Consider the following 19,212-nt stretch of genomic DNA (forward strand, 5'->3'; position numbering starts at 1 on the left):
GCTCCAAACCGTGGACGCTGCGCCCGCGGCACGAGCTACACCGGCCCGTCGACCACGACGATCACGGCGCCGTTGACCAGTATGCCGGTGCTGGTGAAATCCGGCGGAATCCTGCCGACCCGCACCGACTACACGCAGAACCAGCAGCAGCCGCTGACCCAGCTCACGCTCAGCGTCGCCGCGGGCGCCGACGGGAGCTTCTCGCTGTACCAGGACTCCGGCGAGGGCACGGGCCCGTCCGCCACCACGCCGGTCACCTGGAACGACGCCGGCCGGACGCTCACCGTGGGCGCCGCGACCGGCACCTACCCGGGCGCCGCGACCGCCCGCGCGTACACCCTGCGGCTGAGCAATGCCGTTGCGCCGACTGCGGTTTCGGTGGACGGTGCTCAGCTGCCGGAGACGGCCTGGGCCTACAACCCGGACTCCCGCACGGTCACGGTGAACACGGCGAGCCTGCCGGTGGGCAGCGCGCACACCGTGACCCTGACCGGCAGCGCGGCGGGAAACCCGGTGTCCGGCGAAGTCCTGGGGCCGGACGGCCGGTGCCTTGCCGTGCGCGGCGGGATTTCCGCGGACCGGCAGCCGATCGAACAACAGGCTTGCGACCATTCCGCGGGCCAGCTCGTCACCCCGCCGGCCGGGGGAGCGGTCAAGGTGCTCGGGAAGTGCCTGGACGCGGCCGACGGCAACACCGCGGCCGGCACGCCGGTCCAGCTCTACACCTGCAACACCACCGGTGCGCAGTCCTGGCAGCTCCGGGCGAACGGCACCCTGGTGAACCCGCAGTCCGGGCGCTGCCTGGACGTTCCCGCGGGAGGTATCGCCCAGCTCGCCGACTGCTCGGCCGCGGCCACCCAGGTCTGGCGATTCCCGCCCGCCCAGCTCAGCGGGCCGGGCGGGCAGTGCGCCGACGTGGCCGGCGCGGACCCGGCCTCCGCGACCGCGGTGCAGCTGTACACCTGCAATTCCAGTGACGCCCAACGCTGGTCCGCGCCCGGCGACGGCACGCTGCGGGCGCTGGGCAAATGCCTGGACGTGAACAACGGGCTCACCGCGAACAACACCCCGGTGCAGCTCTGGGACTGCAACGCCTCCGGCGCGCAGACGTGGGTCATGCAGGCGGATGGGTCGCTGCTCAACCCCCAGTCCGGCCGCTGCCTCGACGATCCGGACAACGCCGGCGCCCCGGGCGACCGGCTGCGGATCCACGACTGCAACCAGACCGCGGCCCAGCATTTCCGCCTGGGCACCTGACTGCGCTTGTTTAGAGGTCGATGACCACCTTGCCGTGCACGCGCCGGCTGGCCTGGAGTTCGGCGGCGGGGCGGAACTGTTCGACCGGGAAGCTCGCCTCGATGGGCACCCGGAGCCGACCCTCTGCGACCAGGCGGGCGATCTCTTCCAGCGCGTCGACGGGAGCGTTCGCGCCGTTGGCCGCCGGCACGCCGTCGAGTTTCGTGGCGATGGTGCAGATGCGGTCGTCCGGGAGGCCGAGTTCCCTTGCGGTGTGGACGGTTTCGGTGCCGTGCAGGTCGATGGCGGCGGTGACCCCGCCAAGCGCTCGCACCCGGTCGGCCAGGCCGTCGCCGTAGGTGACCGGCTCGGCTCCGAGATCGCGCAGGAAGTCGGCCGAGGTCGCCGATCCGGTCCCGATCACGCGCGCTCCCGCGGTCCGCGCCAGCTGGACGGCGAACACGCCGACCCCGCCCGCCGCGCCGCCGATCAGCACGGTGTCGTCCGGGCCGGGGTCGATCACGGCCAGTGCCGCAGCCGCGGTGCGGCCGGCGATCGAGAGGGTGGCGGCGGTGCGGTCGTCGACGCCGTCGGGGGTGTGGTGCGCCTCGTTGGCCGCGGTGCCCCCGACGGCGTCCACCACCACGAAGTCGGCGATGGCGCGGGACAGGGCGCCGCCGAACACCCGGTCGCCGGGCGCGAAGCCGGTCACCCCGGCACCGACCTGGTCGACCACTCCCGCGTAGTCGGTCCCGAACCCGGCCGGGAGGCTCAAGCCGAACCGGGCGGCGGTGTCCGCGTCGGCGGTCATGATCCAGTCCATCGGGTTCAGCCCGGCTGCGGTGACCCGCACCCGGACCTGCCCCGGGCCGGCCTGCGGCGCGGGAATCTCACGGACGTCCAGGACTTCGGGGCCGCCGAAGGAATCCAGCCGGACCGCCCGGCTCCGGCCCGTCGCCGGTTGCTCGCTCTGGTGCTGCATGTACGCCTTGTCTCCTTCGAAACCGAGGAACGATGAAACGGACTATGCTCCGTTTAACTGGACCAGCCTAACACAACCGGAGCGTGATCCGTTTTGACTGAGGGGGAGCTGCGCGCGCCACGGGCGGACGCGAGCCGTAACCGCGACCAGTTGCTCGCGGTGGCGACCCGCATGTTCGGGTCGGCCGACGCCGAGCCGTCGATGCGTGCGATCGCCCGCGAGGCCGGGGTCGGCATCGCCACGCTCTACCGGCACTTCCCGACCCGCGAGTCCCTGGTCGACGCGGTCTACCGGGACCAGGTCGGGCGGCTCACGGCCGGCGCCCGCGAGCTGCTCGGCCGGCTGCCCCCGGCCGCGGCGATGCGGCGCTGGATGGACCTGTTCGGTGACTGGATCGCGACCAAGAACGGCATGCTCGACACGCTGCTCACCATGATCGAGTCGGGCGAGATCGCCCATGCCCGGACCCGGGCCGAGCTGCTCGCGGCCATCACCACGATCCTCGACGCCGGCCGGGTGGCGGGCGACCTCCGCTCCGACGTCCCCGCCGACGACATCGCCGCCGCCCTCATCGGCATCTTCACCGTGGCGCCCCGGCCCGGGCACGAAGCCATGGCCGGCCGTCTGCTGAACCTCTTGATGGACGGCCTCCGGCCCGCCTGAGGCGTCCGGCCGGGCGCTGGGCGTTGCGCAATCGGGTCCGTCCGCTATACCGTCGAACAGAACTAGAACAGGTTACAGTATCGGCGGCGGTGGACCGAGGAGCGAACATGGCGAAGAGGCCGGTGCGCGGCGATCAGGCGGACTATGTGGTCGTCGGGTCTGGCAGCTCGGGCGCGGCGATCGCGGGCCGCCTGGCTGAGGCCGGGGCCAGCGTAATCGTGCTCGAAGCCGGGAAGAGCGACGAGCAGCTGCTGGTCCGGAAGCCGGGCATGTCGGCCCCGATGCACGCGGTGCCCCAGCTGAAGCGGACGGTCGACTGGGGCTACTACTCGGTGCCACAGAAACACGTTCTCGATCGGCGGCTGCCGGTGCCGCGCGGGAAGGTCGTCGGCGGGTCCAGCTCGGTCAACGGCATGGTCTACGTCCGCGGCAACCGGGCCAACTACGACTCGTGGGCGGCCGAGGGCAACTCGGGTTGGGACGCCGACAGCGTCAACGCCGCGTACAAGCGGATGGAGGACTTCGAGGACGGCGAGAACGCCTTCCGCGGCAAGGGCGGGCCGATCCGGATCACCCGCGCCAAGACCCCGCAGGAAGGCTCCCTCCAGTTCCTCGACGCCACCGCGGAGACGATCGGCTGCGAGATCCTCGACGACTACAACGCCGAGTCGCAGGAGGGCGTCAGCCGGATGCAGCAGAACGCCGCCGACGGCCTGCGTTACAGCGCCTCGCGCGGCTATGTGCACCACCTCGCGCCGCGGACGCTCGAACTGCAAACCCGCGTGCTGGCAAGGAAAGTGGTCATCGAGAACGGCCGCGCGACCGGCGTCGAGGTCGTCGACGCGAACGGCGGCACGCGGATCGTCCGGGCCGGCAAGGAGGTCATCGTCTCGGCCGGGTTCGTCGGGTCGCCGCAGCTGCTGATGCTGTCGGGCATCGGCCACGCCGAGCACCTCAAGGAGCACGGCATCGACGTCGTCGCGGACCTGCCGGTCGGCGACAACCTGCACGACCACATGTTCCACGCGCTGACCTTCCACGTCTCGTCCAGCCGGAACAAGGGCAGCGCCCCGTACTTCGCGCGCGGCCTGGCGAAGGAGCTGATCCGGCCCGGCAGCACCTTCATGGCGAACTCGGTCTTCGAGGCGGTCGCGTTCCTCCGGACCTCGCAGGCCGACGCGGTTCCGGACCTCCAGCTGCACGTCCTGCCCTGGGCGTACGTCTCGCCCAACCAGGACGCGCCGATCCGCCACGCCGTGGACAAACGCCCCGCGCTCACCGTGATGGCGACGCTGATCTACCCGAAGAGCCGCGGCACGGTGCGGCTCGCCTCGGCCGACCCCGCGACGGCGCCGCTGATCGACTTCCAGTACCTGTCCGACCCGGCCGACCTCGAGGTGCTCGGCGAGGGCTCGGAAATGGTGCGCGAGATCTTCGCGTCGAAGGCGTTCAAGGGCGCGGTCAAGGAAGAGATCCATCCGGGGACCGGGCTGCGGGGCCAGGAACTGCGCGACGCGATCCTGAACCGGGCGACGTCGGTCTACCACGGCGTCGGCACCTGCCGGATGGGCGTCGACGAGCTGGCGGTGGTCGATCCCGCGCTCAGGGTCCGGGGGGTCGAGGGCCTGCGGGTCTGCGACGCCTCGATCATGCCGTCCATCACCGGCGGCAACACCAACGCCCCCGCCATCATGATCGGCGAGGTGGGCGCGCAGCTCGTCCTCGCGGGGAAGTGAGCCGGCCATGACCGTGACCCCGCTCGGGCTGACCCGCCCGGCCTCGGCCACCGACGCGTTCCTGCGGCAGCTCGTGGCCCGGGTGCCCGGCTCGGCCGGCGCGACCTGGCCGCTCACCGAGGTCTACACCGGCGACGTGCTGGTCGGGCTGCCGCAGTCGACGCCGTCCGACATCGAGCAGGCGTTCGCCGTCGCGCGTGAAGCACAACGGAAGTGGGCCGCCACCCCGGTCAAGGAGCGGCTGGCGGTGTTCAAGCGGGCGCACGCGCTCTTCGTGGGCAACGCGCGGACCGTCGCCGACCTCATCCAGGTCGAGAGCGGCAAGAACCGGCGGATGGCGATCGAGGAGAGCTGCGATCCGCCGATGGTGATGAGCCACTACCTGCGCCGCGCGGCCAAGCTGCTGGCGCCGGTGAAGCGCGGCGGGCCGGTGCCGCTGCTGACGACCTCGACCGAGATCCGGCAGCCCAAGGGGGTCGTCGGCATCATCGCGCCGTGGAACTTCCCGTTCGCCACCGGCATTTCCGATGCCGTGCCGGCCTTGATGGCGGGCAACGCGGTGGTGCTGAAGCCGGACAACAAGACCGCGCTCTCGCCGCTCTACGGCATCCGGATGCTGGAGGAGGCCGGCCTGCCCGAAGGCCTGTTCCAGGTGGTGTGCGGTGAGGGCCCGGATGTCGGGCCCACGCTTATCGACCACGCCGACTACGTGATGTTCACCGGCTCCACGGCCACCGGCAAGGTGATCGGCGAGCAGGCCGGCCGGAACCTGATCGGCTGCTGCCTGGAACTCGGCGGCAAGAACCCGATGATCGTGCTGGAGGACGCGAACCTGGCCGAGGCCGTGGCCGGCGCGGTCTTCGGCGCGTTCGGCAACACCGGGCAGATCTGCATGCACGTGGAGCGGATCTACCTGCCGGAGTCGCGGTACGACGAGTTCAAGGACGCGTACGTAGCCCGGGCCCGGGCGCTCGACGTCCGTGCCGCGTACGACTTCGGCCCGGAGATGGGCTCGCTGGTGTCGCCTGACCACCTGCGCCGCGTCCAGTCCCATGTGGACGACGCCGTGGCCAAGGGCGCCACCGTGCTCTGCGGCGGCAAGCCGCGCCCGGACCTCGGCCCGGCGTTCTTCGAGCCGACGATCCTCGAAGGCGTCACGAAGGACATGCTCTGCGGCGTCACCGAAACCTTCGGCCCGGTGGTGGCGCTGTACAGGTACCGCACGGTCGACGACGCCGTGGCACTGGCCAACGACACCGACTACGGCCTCAACGCCTCGGTCTGGGGCCGGAATGCCGCCGCCGCGCGCGCCGTGGCCGCCCGCATCGAATCCGGCAACGTCAACATCAACGACATCCTGGCCACCGCGTACGCCTCGAAGGGAACCCCATCCGGCGGCGTGAAGAACTCCGGCGTCGGCGCCCGCCACGGCGACCAGGGCCTGCTCAAGTACACCGACGTGCAGAACTTGGCGGTGCTGAAGAAGCAGGTGATGAGCCCCCGTCCCGGCCAGGCGTACGAGAAGTACGTCGAAGGGATGCTCTCTGGGTTGAAGATGATGCGCCGGTTACGCATCCGCTAGCCGAAGCGTGGGAGGTCCGCGCTGCGGTTTTATTGGCGCTTGTATCAACAATCCACGGGTTGCCGTCGCAGGGAAGCTCGCCTCGTGCACTCGTCTGGTATTGGCAGAGCTTGCGATGTCGAGTCGGTGGGCCCGTTTCTTCATGTCAGGGCCAACGCCATTTCGTGCTCCTGTCGAGCGTGTAGCCGGGGAGGAACCCGTGGTCGGTTGGTACGACTCAGAAGTTCCTCCCCGGCTACACGTCAAGAACGAGGCTGCGTGTTCCACCAGGCCTGCCCGGCTTCCGGCAGCGTCGAAATCGGGTCGTAGTACGGGTAACGCCGGTTCAACGCCTCCGGGTCGTCCAGTTCGATCCCGGTGCGGTAGTTCTTCGTCCAGTACGAGATGCCCTTCTCACGGTCGTATTCCGCGAGCTGGTGCACCCACCGCTTTCCCACATACGGCACGTCGCAGACGATTCGCGGGGTCGCGTAGCCCGGCAGGTAGCCCATGATCGCGTGCTGCAGCTCCTGCGCCTCGTGCACGGAAACCCGCCAGTGCTCGGCGTTCGGGATCATGTCGCACATATAAAAGTAGTACGGCAGGATGTTCGCCTCGCCCTGGAGGGCGAAGCACAGGTCCAGCAGCGCGGCCGAGGTGGCGTTCACCCCGCGCATGAGGACGCCCTGGTTGCGGACGTCGCGGACGCCGACCTCCAGGGCGGTTCGCGCGGCCTCCGCGACCAGCGGGGTCACCGACTGGGCGTGGTTGACGTGCGTGTGGATGGCCAGGTTCACGCCGCGGCGCTGCGCGGTCACGGCGACGCGCTCGAGGCCTTCGACGACCTTCGGCTGGATCCAGTGCTGCGGCAGCGCGGCGAGCGCCTTGGTGGCCAGCCGGACGTCGCGCACGGTCTCGATGTCCATCAGGCGCATCAGGAACGACTCGAGCTGCGGCCACGGCACGTTGGCCACGTCGCCGCCGGAGACCACGACGTCGCGGACGCCGGGGGTGCGCTTGAGGTAGTCGATCATCGCGTCCTGGCGGTCGACCGGCTTGAGGGCGAGCTTGTGCTTCTCCACCTGCTCGGTCGAGTTCCCGACCAGGTCCATCCGGGTGCAGTGCCCGCAGTACTGGGGGCAGGTCGAGATCATCTCGGCCAGCACCTTCGTCGGGTACCGGTGGGTGAGGCCCTCGACGACCCACATCTCGGCCTCGTGCAGCGAGTCGCGCTCGGAGTGCGGGTGGTTCGGCCAGACCGGGTCGCGGTCGCTGCGCACCGGCATCATGTAGCGGCGGATCGGGTCGGCGTAAAACGCCTCGGTGACCTTCGCCGGGTCGGTGCCGGCCGTCGGCGCCATGGTGTTGATCATCTGCGGGGGCAGCAGCATCGACATCGTGGCCATCTCGCGCTGGTCGGCGAGCAGGTCCTCGTAGAAACGATCTTCCAGCAGGTCGCCCATCAGGGCGCGCAGCTGCTTGACGTTGCGGATGCAGTGCACCCGCTGCCACTGCGCGTCGCGCCATTCGGCATCGGTGACGTGCTGCCAGCCGGGGAACCTGCGCCAGTCGGGTTCGACCAGCTCGGCGCGGGCGTACCGATAGGGCTGGTCCTGGGCGGCGGCAGGCGTCACAGGTTCCTGGATCGCAGTCACTTGTACTCCTAGTCGTCGAGATCACGTTAAAATATCCTGTCATAACATTCTCACAGCGTAAATCTTCCTGCACAACAGCAGGGGCCCGCACCCCGGCAAAGCGGACCCGGAACGCCGGGGGAGACTCGTACACCGTGACGAACGACAGCACCACGCTCCTGCTCGGCGGCCGGATCTACACCCCCTCCTCGCCGGACGCGACCGCGATGGCGGTGTCCGGCGGCACGGTCGTCTGGGTCGGCCAGGACGCCCCCGCCCGCGCGCTGCACCCCGGCGCCCGGGTCGTCGACCTCGCCGGCGCGTTCGTCGCCCCCGCCTTCGTCGACGCGCACGTCCACGCGACCGCGACGGGCCTGCACCTGACTGGGCTCGACCTCACCGGCGTCCGCAGCGCCGCCGCCCTGCTCGCCGCGGTGCACGCGGCCGCCGTCCCCGGCCGTGTGCTGCTGGCGCACGGGTGGGACGAGTCGGGCTGGGCCGAGCCCCGCCTGCCCAGCCGCGCGGAGCTCGACGAGGCGGCCGGCGCGGCGCCGGTGTACCTGAGCCGGGTCGACGTCCACTCCGCGCTGGTGTCGACCGCGCTCGTCGAGCTGGCGCCGGAGGCCCGCGCCGCCGCCGGCTGGTCCGCCGACGGCCCGCTCATCCGCGACGCCCACCACGCGGTCCGCGCGGCCGCCCGCGCGGCGATCACGCCGGAGCAGCGCACAGCCGCGCAACGAGCGTTCCTCGCGACCGCCGCCGCCCGCGGGATCGTCTCCGTGCACGAGTGCGGCGGCCCGGACATCGCCGGCCGCGACGACTTCACCGGCCTCCTCGCCCTCGCCGCCGAGCCCGGGTCCCCGGAGGTCGTCGGCTACTGGGGCGAACCCGGTCAGGCCGGCCTCGACGCCGCCCGCGCAATCGGCGCGCACGGCGTGGGCGGCGACCTGTTCGTCGACGGCGCCCTCGGCTCCCGCACCGCCGCGCTCACCACGCCTTACGCCGACGAGCCCGGCACGTCCGGCTCGCTTTACCTCGACGCCGCCGCCATCGCCGATCACCTCACCGCCTGCACCGAAGCCGGGCTGCAGGCCGGTTTCCACGTGATCGGCGACGCGGCGACGGCCGAGGTCGTGGAGGGGTTCCGGCTCGCCGAGAAGGAGGTCGGCCAGCGCGCGCTCGCCGCCCGCCACCACCGGCTCGAGCACCTGGAGATGGTCACCGCCGAACAGGCCCGCGCATTGGCCGGCTGGGGCGTCGTCGCGTCCGCGCAGCCGCTGTTCGACGCGGCCTGGGGCGGCGGCGCCGGGATGTACGCCGACCGCCTCGGCGCGGCCAGGGCCGCGGACCTCAACCCGTTCGCCACGCTCGCCGCGGAAGGCGTGGTGCTCGCGTTCGGCTCCGACTCACCGGTGACCGCGCTCGACCCGTGGGCCGCTGTGCGCGCCGCGGTGCACCACCACACCCAGGGCGCCCGGCTGTCCGCGCGGGCCGCGTTCACCGCGCACACCCGCGCAGGGCACCGTGCCGCCGGCGTCAACGACGGCGTGACCGGCAGCCTGGTCCCCGGCGCCCCGGCGCATTACGCGATCTGGGACGCGACCGAGCTGGTCGTCGCCACCGCCGACGCCCGGGTGCAGCGCTGGTCCACCGACCCGCGCTCCGGCGTGCCCCCGCTGCCGCGCCTGGACGGGGAAACGCCGCTGCCGCGCTGCCTGCGCACGGTCCGCGACGGGGCGGTCATCCACGACGACTTCACCTCCGCCGCCTAGAGTTCGCGGTGTGCCAGTGAAAGTGGCGGATCCCGAACCGGGCGCCCCGGACTCCGATCAGAACACTCCGAAAACCGCCGGAAAACGGCGATTCACCCGGGCCTGGCTGCTGCGGCTCGCCGCCGCGGCGGTGGCCGGCTACGGCTACCAGCTGAGCTTCGCGCCGCGCCCGCTGTGGTGGCTCGCGCCGATCGCGTTCGCCGTCCTCGCGTTGGTCCTGCGTGGACGGACGTTCCGCGGCGGCTTCGGCTACGGCTTCGTGTTCGGGGTCGTCTTCTTCCTCACCCAGCTCCTGTGGCTGCAGGACTTCCTCGGCCGCGACTTCGGCCCGTGGCCGTGGCTGGGCCTGTCGCTCGTGCTGGCGCTCTACTTCGGACTCGCGGGCTGGTTGATCACGGTCGTCTCCCGGCTGCCGCTGGCGCCGCTCTGGGGCGCGCTGGTGTTCGTCGGGCTGGAGACGCCGCGGGCGTGGTTCCCGCTCGGCGGCTTCCCGTGGGGCCGGGTCGCGTTCAGCCAGCCCGAGGGGGCGTTCCTGCCGCTCGCGTCGATCGGCGGCGCCCCGCTGGTCGGGCTGGCCGTGGTGCTGACCGGCTTCGGCCTCGCCGCGCTGGTCGCCCGGCTGTGGACCGAGCGGAAGGCGCGGCCGCTCGTCGCGCCCGCGGTGTTCACCGTGGTGCCCGTGGTCGCGGGGCTGGCGCTGTGGCCGACGATCGGCACCGCCGCGCAGGACGGCTCCCTGACCGTCGCCGCCGTGCAGGGCAACGCCCCCGACATCGGCATCGCGCTGGAGGGCCAGCGTTACGTGCTGCGCGACAACCACCTCGCCGAGAGCGCCAAGCTGCTCGGGCAGATCCAGTCCGGCCAGGTCCCCAAGCCCGACCTGCTGCTGTGGCCCGAGACCGCGACCTCCTACGAAGGCGACGACCCCGGCATCGACCAGATGGTGTCCGCCTACGGCGTGCCCGCGATCATCGGCGCGCTGGTGCGCCTGCCCGACGGCAGCGCGCAGAACTCCGCGGTCGTCTGGGACCCGCGCACCGGCCCCGGCCAGCGCTACGCCAAGCAGCAGCTCGTCCCGTTCGGCGAGTACGTGCCCGCCCGCTCCATCGCCCGGCTGGTCACCCCGTTCGTCGACGACACCCGGGACATGACCACCGGAGACGGCAGCAACGCCGCGCTTTCGGTCGCGGGCACCAAGGTCGGCGTCTTCATCTGCTACGAGACGGCGTTCGACTACCCGGCCCGCGAGGCCACCGACGGCGGCGCCGAACTGCTCGTGGTGCCGACCAACAACGCCTGGTACGGGCGCAGTGAGATGAGCTACCAGCAGCTGGCGATGTCGCGGCTGCGCGCGGTCGAGCACGGCCGCGCCGTGGTGGTCACCGCCACCTCGGGGGTGAGCGCGATCGTGGCGCCGGATGGGACGATCACCAGCTCAACCGGCCTTTTCACGGCAGATGCCCTGGTCGGCCGCGTGCCGCTGCGGACGCAGACTACGCTGTCGGATCGACTCGGTGCGTGGACGGAGTACGGACTGCTGGCACTGGCGATCGCCGGTGTCGCCGGCGGGTTCGTACTCCGTTTTCGCACCCGGCGCGCGAGCGCCGGCAGGACAGCAGGGGAAGCGGCGGGTTGATCCCGCGGGATTCGGAGGAGAACGGATGGCGCAGGCGCCGCGGGGGGCCGAAGGAATCGAGCCGGTGCTGGTGGTGATCCCGACCTACAACGAGCGGGAGAACCTCGGCCCGGTTCTGGACCGCCTGCACAAGGCACTCCCGGACGTTCACGTGCTCGTCGTCGACGACGGCAGCCCGGACGGCACCGGTGAGCTGGCCGACGAGCGCGCGGACGGCGACGACCGCGTCCACGTGCTGCACCGCACCGAGAAGGCCGGCCTCGGCAAGGCCTACATCGCCGGGTTCCGCTGGGGCCTGGCCAAGGGCTACGCGACGTTCGTGGAGATGGACGCGGACGGCTCGCACGCCCCGGAGGACCTCCCGCGGCTGCTGGACGCCGTCGGCGACGCCGACCTGTCCATCGGCTCGCGGTACGTCCCCGGCGGCAGCACGGTGAACTGGCCGATGAGCCGCAAGGTCCTTTCCCGCGGCGCCAACGTGTACTCGCGGATCGCGATGGGCCTGAAGGTGTCGGACATGACAGCGGGCTTCCGCGCGTACCGCCGCCCGGTGCTGGAGAAGCTGGAGCTCGACGAGATCGCCTCGCACGGCTACTGCTTCCAGATCGACCTGACCCGCCGCACCGCCGACGCGGGCTTCGACATCGTCGAGGTCCCGATCACCTTCACCGACCGCGAGATCGGCGTGTCGAAGATGAGCGGCGACATCATGCGCGAGGCGTTCTTCCGCGTGGCGGCCTGGGGCGTGCAGCGCCGGGTGGGCCAGGTGAAGCGGCTGTTCGGGCGCGGCTGAGCGGCTCGCCCGGCAAACCGGACAGGGAACCAGAAGCGGAACTTCGACGTCCCAAAGCGGCACGGGTGTTACATTCCTGGTGAGGAGTGTCACTCGGGACTGCTGGGGGAGGAAGTTCTGTGGGCTTCGAGGTCAATGTCGCGAACATCGGCAAGGCGGCGGCACGGCTCGCCGCGGGCAAGCCGCCGGCGCTGTCCGCGGCCGGGGCGCCGAACGTCGGGAGCACAGGGCGGGCCGACGGGTACGCCGGTGACTACGACGTCTGGCTCCTGACCCGGCAGGAGGACCTGCAGGCCGCGCAGGAGCAGGTCGAGAGCCTGGTGGAGGGCATCAGGAACGCCGCGAAGAGCTACGACCGCTCCGACGACAACGCGCGAGACGTCTTCCTGAAGGCCCTGGACGGCGACTTCGAGCGGATCGACCGATGAGCGCGGTGTTCGACAAGATCCACCAGCTCGCCGACCAGGTCCAGAAGGGCAATCCGGCCGACCTCGACGACCGGGCGCGAGCCTGCCGGACCGCCAAGGAAGCCGTCAACGACGCCAAGTCACTGGTGGAGAGCGTCCGGACCGAGCTGGCCGAAGGCTGGCACGGCGGGGCCGGCGAGGCGGCGCTTTCCTCGCTGGAGGACTTCAAGAAGAACCGCGACGCACAGGCCGAGGACCTCGAAGACTCGGCGCGGTCGTTCGAGGTGGTCCGCGACGCGCTGGCGAAGGCCCAGCAGGAGGCCGGCAGCAAGCGCGCGGACGCCAAAACGTTGCAGGACAAGCTCGACGCCATGTGGAAGGACCACGCGCACGGCAAGGGCAACATCGTGCTCGCCTGGGCGAAGGACAAGATCGCCAAGGCCGAGGCGCTGGCCCTGCTGGCCGACCTGGAGCTGGTGGTCAAGACCTACGACGCGGTCCTGCTCGCCGAGGGCCTGAAGATCCGCGAGAAAACGGGTCAGGTGTGGGAGCTGGCGGGCTCCGAAAAACGGAACATCGCCGAAATCGGCGCGCTCATCCTCCGCGAAATCCCCGGTATCGCCGCGCTGGTCGCGAAGAACCCGAAACTCCGGCTCGCCCTGGCCACGGGCGATTGGGACAAGATCATGCAGGACCCCCGGGTCGCGCAGAAGATCTACGACTATTTCGGCTTCAAGTACGTCAAGGGCGGCGATTTCTACACCACCGGCGAGCATTCGGTGCAGCGTTACCTCGGCTGGCACGACCTCTACGACAAGCTGGAGAAGGTGATCGGCGCGCATCTCGACCACACCAGCGCCGATGGCGACAACATGGAGTTCACCGACCCGAAAACCGGGAAGAAGTACCGGCTGGAACTGTGGAAGGGCAGTTACGGATTCGGCGGCGCGTTCGGCGGCGAGGTCGGTTTCTACACCAGCGACGGCAAGGGCAATTCCGGTTATTTCTCCGCGGCCCAGGGCGACGACCAGATCAAGGTGACCCAGCAGATCTACGACAAGAAGAGCGGCCAGGTCTATTTCACCAACGACGGCCAGGGCGCCGACGGCACCGACAAACGGCACTTCTGGAACCTGGCGATTCGCACCCAACCCGGCGTGCACCCCGAGGACCTGGGCCAGCGGGCGACGATCGAGGTGCGGGACCCGGGCATGCGTGACCGGATGTACGACGAGATGACCCGCTACGCCACCGCGCACCCCGAGGAGCACCTCAAGATCACGAAGGGCTCCGATCACCCGCCGACGCTCAGCTACGACTGGCAGAAGTGACCCCCGGTCACCGCGCGGAAAGCGATTTGAGCTCCCAAGGCCCGTCGTCGTCCTTGCTGTCCGCGCCCGTCCCGGCGGCGTGGTCGTCCAGCCCGGCGAACACCCCGGTGACGTCGACCAGCCCGGCCACCTCATCGGCGACGTGCTGACCGTACTGGCCCTCGATCTCTTCCAGCCCCTCGCGCAACGCCCCGACCGCGGCACTCCTGGCCTTGGCTTTCAACAGGCGGGCCAGCTCCTCCGGGCTCCGCTCGGGCCCGTTCCGGGAAGCGTCACGTCTGGGCTCACTCATGACCACACAATATGCGGATTCGCCGCGAAGCGGTCGATATCCCCGAAACCCGCCACCGAGGCGCCCCCAGCGACCGGCGAGCCTCCCGGCGCCGGCCCGATCAGATGACGCCGGAGAAACCCGAGCTGACGCTCCAACACCCCCACGGTGAACGGCGACCCCATCACCTGGTGGCCGGCGCCGGGCAGGAGCAGGACCTCGTGCGGGCGCCCGGCAGACAGCAGCGCGGCGGAGAGGCGGACCGTGTTCGCCGGGTGGACATTGTCGTCGGCGAGGCCGTGGATCAGCAGCAAGGGCCGGGTCAGCGACGGCGCGGTCCGCACCAGCGACAGCGCCTCGTACCGCTCGGGGAAGTCGGCGGGGTGGCCGAGGAAGCGTTCGCGCCAGCGGGCGTTGTACAGCAGCTGATCGGTGACGCCCGCGCCGGCGACCGCGGCGTGGAAGACGTCCGGCCGGCGCAGGACGGCGAACGTCGCGAGCGAGCCGCCGAAGGACCAGCCGCGGATGCCGACGCGATCCAGGTCGAGTTCGGGGAACCGGCGCGCGGCCTCGTGCAGTGCGGAGACCTGGTCCTCCAGCACCGGGCCGAGCAGATCGCCGTACGCCTCGCGTTCCCAGGCGGGCCCGCGTCCGGGGGTCCCGGCGCCGTCGGCGACCAGGACGGCGAAACCCTGCTCCGCGAACCACTGCGCGGTCAGCGACCGCCAGTCCAGCCCGGCCGTGACCCGCTGGCGCGCCGCACCGCCGTACGGGTCGACCAGCACGGGCAGGCGCTCGCCCGGACGGTGCCACGACGGCAGGTGTAGCGCCGCCCGCAGCGCGCGCGGCCCGAGGACCAGCTGCGTCGCGTGGACGTCCAGCACCGGCCGCGCCACCAGTGACCTGACCGGCACCGTCGGTTTCCCGTCGCGCACGACCGTCACCCGGCCGCCGGGGGAGTCCGGGCCCAGGGCGACCTGGACCAGTGTGCCGCCGCGCCGTACGCCGGAGTGGACGCCCGGCCCGGTGCTGATCCGCCGGAGGCCGTCCGCGGCTCGCCAGCGCCAGAGGTGGGTTTCGGTGGGCTCATCGGACGCGGTGAACAGCACGTCGCCGCCGTCGACGTCCAGCACGGCCCGAAGCTGGAGGCCCGGCGGGGTGACGGCCACACCATCCACGGTGAGCCGCCGGGTGCCGGGGTCGTCGACGTGTGCCACGACGGCACCGCCGTCCGTCCGCGCGGGCAGTCCGGGCACGATCTGCACCCAGCCGGCGTCCCGTCGCTCGTGCAGGACGGTCGTCGCTCCGCCGGCCGGGTCGATGCCGAGGAACCGGACGGTCTGCTGATCGCGTGACTGCACGAGGGCGGTCGGACCGTGAGCGGTCCAGGCGGCATCGACCAGGTACTCGAACGCGTCCCGGTCCCACCGGACCTCGATGCGCTCGCCCTCCAGCCCCGCGATCCACAACGCGACGTCGGCGTTGGCCTGGCCGACCGCGGCGTAACGGAACGCCCGCGCGGGCCGGTCCGGCCTGGTCGGGTCGGTGGTGTGCCATAACGCCACCGCCGCGGCGTCCACGCGGGCGACCAGCAGCCGTGACCCGTCCGGCGACCACCAATGGCCGTCGTCGGTGTGCTCGCCGACGCCGTATGAAACACCGGGGGAGCCGGGCACCAGGATCGCCCGGTCGCCGGTCCCGTCGGCCTCGACCACGCGTAGGACCCCGTCACGGACATAGGCGACGCGCGTTCCGCCCGGGTCCGGCCGCGGGTGGGTGACCGGGCCTTCGACCGGCAGCCGCCGCGGGGACCCGCCGCCGACGTCGACCGTCCACAAGCTCCCGCCATGGGCGAACGCCACCAGCGCGCCACCCGTCTCGTAAGCGCCGATGCCCGCCGACGTGGTTTCGGACAGCCGCGCGGGATCCGCCAGCAGGCGCTCGGTTCCCGAGTCGAGGTCCAGCGCCCACAGGCAGTCCAGCGGGTCCTCACCGCCACGGCTCCGCAGGAACAGCACGACCGACCCGCCCTGGACCGGACGGAACCGGTCCGGCGCCCCGAGGGTGAACCGCCGCGTGCGGGCCAGCTGTTCGGGCAGGGAGGTCATCGCCCCAGCCTGCCATCCCGGCGACCGGCCCAGGACGGCGAAAAGCCCCCGTGGGGGGAGGTCACGGGGGCTTTCCTGTGGTGGGAGCCAGCTACTGGCCGAGGCTCACGCGGACCGGCTGGTCCGGCGTCCCTTGAGCTCGGCGAGACGTTCGTTCAACAGATCCTCGAGCTCGGGAATGGAGCGGCGCTCCAGCAACATGTCCCAGTGCGTCCTGGGGGGCTTGGTCTTCTTCTGCTCGGGCTGCCCGCCATCGACGATCTCGGACTCGCTGCCGTGCAGCCGGCACTCCCACACCGTCGGGATCTCGGCGTCGTCGGAGAACGGCACCTCGAACTCGTGGTTCTTGGGGCAGGCGTAGCGCACGGTGCGACGCGGGGCGAGATCGTGGTTGCGGTCGGTCTCGTAGCTGACCGCTCCCAGCCGGCTTCCACGGAGAACACGGTCGGCCATGATGGAGTCCTTTCAGTCAGCTCCGGGTGAAGCCAGGGTGGTGCTCACCCTATGCAACGATCGCGGCGTCCGAGGGATTCCCGGGACATCATGTCGTTGCTCACGATGAGCTGTGTCACCCCTCGGCGTCAGCTTCCACTACTAGGAGACGTTTCGCGCTCTGGCATGACGCGGTCACCGCCTTCTTAGTGCGGATATCCCCCAGTTGGGCTACTGACCCTGTGTTCATGACAACCGTAACTGACCGTGGTGCTCGGTCGCGGGACCCAGGTCGCCCGAACGGAAGTGTCGGCGGCACAGTACCTGATAACGGACCGTAGCCATTTCGGCATCAGATCGTGCTGAAGCTGAAGTTTCAACTATGACTCGCTCCGTATCAGCTACTACAACAGTGTCACCCTCGCGAAGTATTTTGTCATCCCTCACCCGCGCGTTGAACCGGCCCGGCAGTCCGCACCAGCACAGCACCTCCACCTGCACGGGCTGCAGGTCGTCGGCCACTTCGAACAGCCGCGCCGCCCCCGGGAACAGCCGGCTCCGGAAGTCCGTCGCGATGCCGAAGCAGTACACGTCGACGCCCGCCTCGTCGGCCAGCTCCGCCAGCTGGTCCACCTGCGCGGGGGAGAGGAACTGCGCCTCGTCCACGATGATGTAGTCCACGTGCTGCCCCAGCGCCCACTGCGCGCGCACCAGCTCCCGCACATCGGTGACCGCGGCGACCTCCGTGGCCCGCCGCGTGATCCCGATCCGGCTGGTGATCTGCGGCACGCCCGACCGGTCGTGGCGCACCAGCACCAGCCCGCGACGGCCCTGCCGCGCGTGGTTGTGGTCGATCTGCAGCGCGAGCGTCGACTTCCCGCAGTCCATCGGGCCGTAACAGAACTTCAGCCGCCCACCGGGGACCGCGCTCCGCCGCGCGCCCGCCGGGGGAGCCGGGGACAGGGCGTCGGTGGGGTCTTCCACGGGCGGCGGAGCATCGAGCCCGCTGTCGTTGAGCGCAGTCACGACGTTCGACCCTATCTGGGCTCACAGCACCTCCGGCGGACGGTTCCCCGCGGCCACGATCGCGCGCCGCACCGGCACCAGCGCCACGAACACCAGCCCGAGTACGAAGAACACCACCAGCGCCACGATCGCCAGCCGGAACGACCCCGTCGCCTGCCCGACCCCGGCGAACACCAGCGGACCTAGCCACGACGTGCCCTTCTCGCCCACGACGTAGAGCGAGTAGTACTGCGCGTCCTTCCCGGCCGGGATCATCTGGCTGAACAGCGACCGCGACAACGCGTTCGTCCCGCCCAGCACCAGCCCGATCCCCACCGCCAGCGCGTAGAACTGCAACGACTTCCCGGGCTGCACGAAGTACGCGCACCCCAGCACCACCACCCACAGCACCAGGCTGCCCAGGATCGTCCGCTTCGCGCCGAGCCGCCGCGCCACCAGCCCGTGCAGCGCCCCGCCCGCGTACGCCACGAACTGGATCACCAGCACCGTCACGATCAGCACCTCGTCGGAGAACCGCAGCTCGTCCTTCCCGTACTGCGCCGACACGCTGACCACCGTGTTGATCCCGTCCGCGAACAGCAGGTAACTGCCCAGGAACGCCAGCGTCAGCGGGAACCGCCGGGCCTCACGCAGCGTCTGCCGCAGCTCCCGGAACCCCGCCCGCAGCACCGACACCCCGCGCTCGGCCGCCACCGGCACGTGGATGCGGGGGAGCGCCCGCACCGTCGGCACCGTGAACACCGCCCACCACAGCCCCGAGGTCAGGAAGCAGATCCGCACCGCCGTCTCGGTGCTGACCCCCAGCGAGTCCCGGCTCAGGTAGAAGGCCAGCTGCAACGCCAGTGCCACCCCGCCGCCCAGGTAGCCGAACGCCCAGCCCTTCGCCGAAACGTCGTCCCGCTCGTCCGGCCCCGCGATGTCCACCAGGAACGAGTAGTAGACGACCAGCGAACCGCCGTACCCGATGTTCGCCACGATGAACAACGCCGCGCCCAGCTGCCAGTCCGAGCCCGCCATGAAGAACATCAGCGCCGACGCCACCGCGCCGAGCAGCGCGAACCCGCCCAGGATCCGCCGCTTGTTCCGGCTCCGGTCGGCCACCGCGCCCGCGATCGGCAGCACCAGCACCTGCACCACCGTCGCCGCCGACAGCAGGTAGCCCCAGGTCGAACCGGCGGGGAAATGGAGGCCGAACAGCGAGACGTCGCAGTTGTGCAGCTTGTCGTCCGCGCCCGTGACGCCGACACAAGGCCTGTCCCCGTTAAGGGTGATGTTCTGCTTCGCGTCCGTGGCCGCGATCGTGCTCATGTAGAGCGCGCCGAACACCGTCGTCACCGACGAATAGAACGGGGAATTCGCCCAGTCGTAGAAGTACCAGCCCCACCGTTCCCGCTTCCGGTCCCGGGCCTCGGCCAGCGTCATCCACAGCTCCTCGTCCGCCGCGTTCCTCCAGGTCAGGCGGCACACTACTGGGACGGCGACGGACCACACCGCCGGATGGGCGAAACCGTGTCCGGTTCGTCGCCGAAGATCATCAAGCGCTGCTCCGAACGGTCGCCGGAATCGCGATTCCCGCGTGTCGCTGATCCGGTTTCCCGATGGTTCATGTGAGACTGGTGTTTGT

Annotated in this window: 16 protein-coding genes; 9 read left to right on the top strand and 7 right to left on the bottom strand. The window is 70.9% G+C overall.

The window, feature by feature from the left end; translation table 11 throughout:
• The first annotated feature begins 81 nt into the window (after positions 1 to 81).
• The gene (locus tag BMY97_RS05860; protein ID WP_091613614.1) at positions 82 to 1,257 is read left to right on the top strand and encodes a ricin-type beta-trefoil lectin domain protein; all 1,176 of its coding nucleotides are present in this window, start codon (positions 82 to 84) and stop codon (positions 1,255 to 1,257) included.
• A 10-nt stretch (positions 1,258 to 1,267) separates the two neighbouring features.
• On the opposite strand, the gene BMY97_RS05865 is transcribed toward BMY97_RS05860, so the two are convergent.
• On the bottom strand, positions 1,268 to 2,218 hold the full coding sequence (locus tag BMY97_RS05865) for an NADP-dependent oxidoreductase (protein WP_091613617.1): 951 nt from the start codon (positions 2,216 to 2,218) through the stop codon (positions 1,268 to 1,270).
• 93 nt (positions 2,219 to 2,311) lie between these two features.
• On the opposite strand from BMY97_RS05865, the gene BMY97_RS05870 reads away from it, so the two are divergent.
• From BMY97_RS05870 to BMY97_RS05880, 3 genes are all read left to right on the top strand, one after another.
• Positions 2,312 to 2,881 carry a TetR/AcrR family transcriptional regulator gene (locus tag BMY97_RS05870; protein ID WP_091613620.1) on the top strand — a complete coding sequence of 190 codons (570 nt, stop codon included), beginning with the start codon at positions 2,312 to 2,314 and terminating at the stop codon, positions 2,879 to 2,881.
• 107 nt (positions 2,882 to 2,988) lie between these two features.
• A complete protein-coding gene (locus BMY97_RS05875) occupies positions 2,989 to 4,617 on the top strand; it encodes a GMC family oxidoreductase (protein ID WP_091613622.1) in 1,629 nt (542 codons plus the stop codon).
• A 7-nt stretch (positions 4,618 to 4,624) separates the two neighbouring features.
• On the top strand, positions 4,625 to 6,199 hold the full coding sequence (locus BMY97_RS05880; protein WP_091613625.1) for a succinic semialdehyde dehydrogenase: 1,575 nt from the start codon (positions 4,625 to 4,627) through the stop codon (positions 6,197 to 6,199).
• A 242-nt stretch (positions 6,200 to 6,441) separates the two neighbouring features.
• Here the strand turns inward: BMY97_RS05880 and BMY97_RS05885 are convergent, their stop codons facing one another.
• A complete protein-coding gene (locus tag BMY97_RS05885; protein ID WP_177231200.1) occupies positions 6,442 to 7,833 on the bottom strand; it encodes a KamA family radical SAM protein in 1,392 nt (463 codons plus the stop codon).
• Between the two features lie 134 nt (positions 7,834 to 7,967).
• Here BMY97_RS05885 and BMY97_RS05890 point away from each other — a divergent pair, with 134 nt between their 5' ends.
• The 5 genes from BMY97_RS05890 (at position 7,968) to BMY97_RS05910 (ending at position 13,751) form a co-directional block, all read left to right on the top strand.
• Positions 7,968 to 9,584, top strand: a complete 1,617-nt coding sequence (locus tag BMY97_RS05890) for an amidohydrolase (RefSeq protein ID WP_091613631.1) — start codon at positions 7,968 to 7,970, stop codon at positions 9,582 to 9,584.
• Between the two features lie 10 nt (positions 9,585 to 9,594).
• Positions 9,595 to 11,220, top strand: a complete 1,626-nt coding sequence (lnt, locus tag BMY97_RS05895) for an apolipoprotein N-acyltransferase (protein WP_425425235.1) — start codon at positions 9,595 to 9,597, stop codon at positions 11,218 to 11,220.
• Between the two features lie 25 nt (positions 11,221 to 11,245).
• Complete coding sequence (locus BMY97_RS05900) at positions 11,246 to 12,013, top strand: polyprenol monophosphomannose synthase (protein ID WP_091613634.1); 768 nt, start codon at positions 11,246 to 11,248, stop codon at positions 12,011 to 12,013.
• Between the two features lie 119 nt (positions 12,014 to 12,132).
• Positions 12,133 to 12,441, top strand: coding sequence for a hypothetical protein (locus BMY97_RS05905; RefSeq protein ID WP_091613637.1), 309 nt, complete (start codon positions 12,133 to 12,135; stop codon positions 12,439 to 12,441).
• The gene (locus BMY97_RS05910) at positions 12,438 to 13,751 is read left to right on the top strand and encodes a WXG100 family type VII secretion target (RefSeq protein ID WP_091613641.1); all 1,314 of its coding nucleotides are present in this window, start codon (positions 12,438 to 12,440) and stop codon (positions 13,749 to 13,751) included. Before BMY97_RS05905 ends, BMY97_RS05910 begins: the two co-directional genes overlap by 4 nt.
• Before the next feature lie 7 nt (positions 13,752 to 13,758).
• Here the strand turns inward: BMY97_RS05910 and BMY97_RS45815 are convergent, their stop codons facing one another.
• From BMY97_RS45815 to BMY97_RS05935, 5 genes are all read right to left on the bottom strand, one after another.
• Positions 13,759 to 14,043, bottom strand: coding sequence for a hypothetical protein (locus BMY97_RS45815; RefSeq protein ID WP_143086130.1), 285 nt, complete (start codon positions 14,041 to 14,043; stop codon positions 13,759 to 13,761).
• A complete protein-coding gene (locus BMY97_RS05920) occupies positions 14,040 to 16,130 on the bottom strand; it encodes a S9 family peptidase (RefSeq protein WP_091613648.1) in 2,091 nt (696 codons plus the stop codon). Before BMY97_RS05920 ends, BMY97_RS45815 begins: the two co-directional genes overlap by 4 nt.
• 105 nt (positions 16,131 to 16,235) lie before the next feature.
• On the bottom strand, positions 16,236 to 16,583 hold the full coding sequence (locus BMY97_RS05925) for an RNA polymerase-binding protein RbpA (RefSeq protein WP_091613651.1): 348 nt from the start codon (positions 16,581 to 16,583) through the stop codon (positions 16,236 to 16,238).
• A 225-nt stretch (positions 16,584 to 16,808) separates the two neighbouring features.
• On the bottom strand, positions 16,809 to 17,588 hold the full coding sequence (locus tag BMY97_RS05930) for a thymidine kinase (protein WP_281246880.1): 780 nt from the start codon (positions 17,586 to 17,588) through the stop codon (positions 16,809 to 16,811).
• A 21-nt stretch (positions 17,589 to 17,609) separates the two neighbouring features.
• A complete protein-coding gene (locus BMY97_RS05935; RefSeq protein ID WP_091613654.1) occupies positions 17,610 to 19,010 on the bottom strand; it encodes an MFS transporter in 1,401 nt (466 codons plus the stop codon).
• Positions 19,011 to 19,212: the final 202 nt, after the last annotated feature.

The organism is Amycolatopsis saalfeldensis (assembly GCF_900110575.1).
Taxonomy (GTDB): Bacteria; Actinomycetota; Actinomycetes; order Mycobacteriales; family Pseudonocardiaceae; genus Amycolatopsis; species Amycolatopsis saalfeldensis.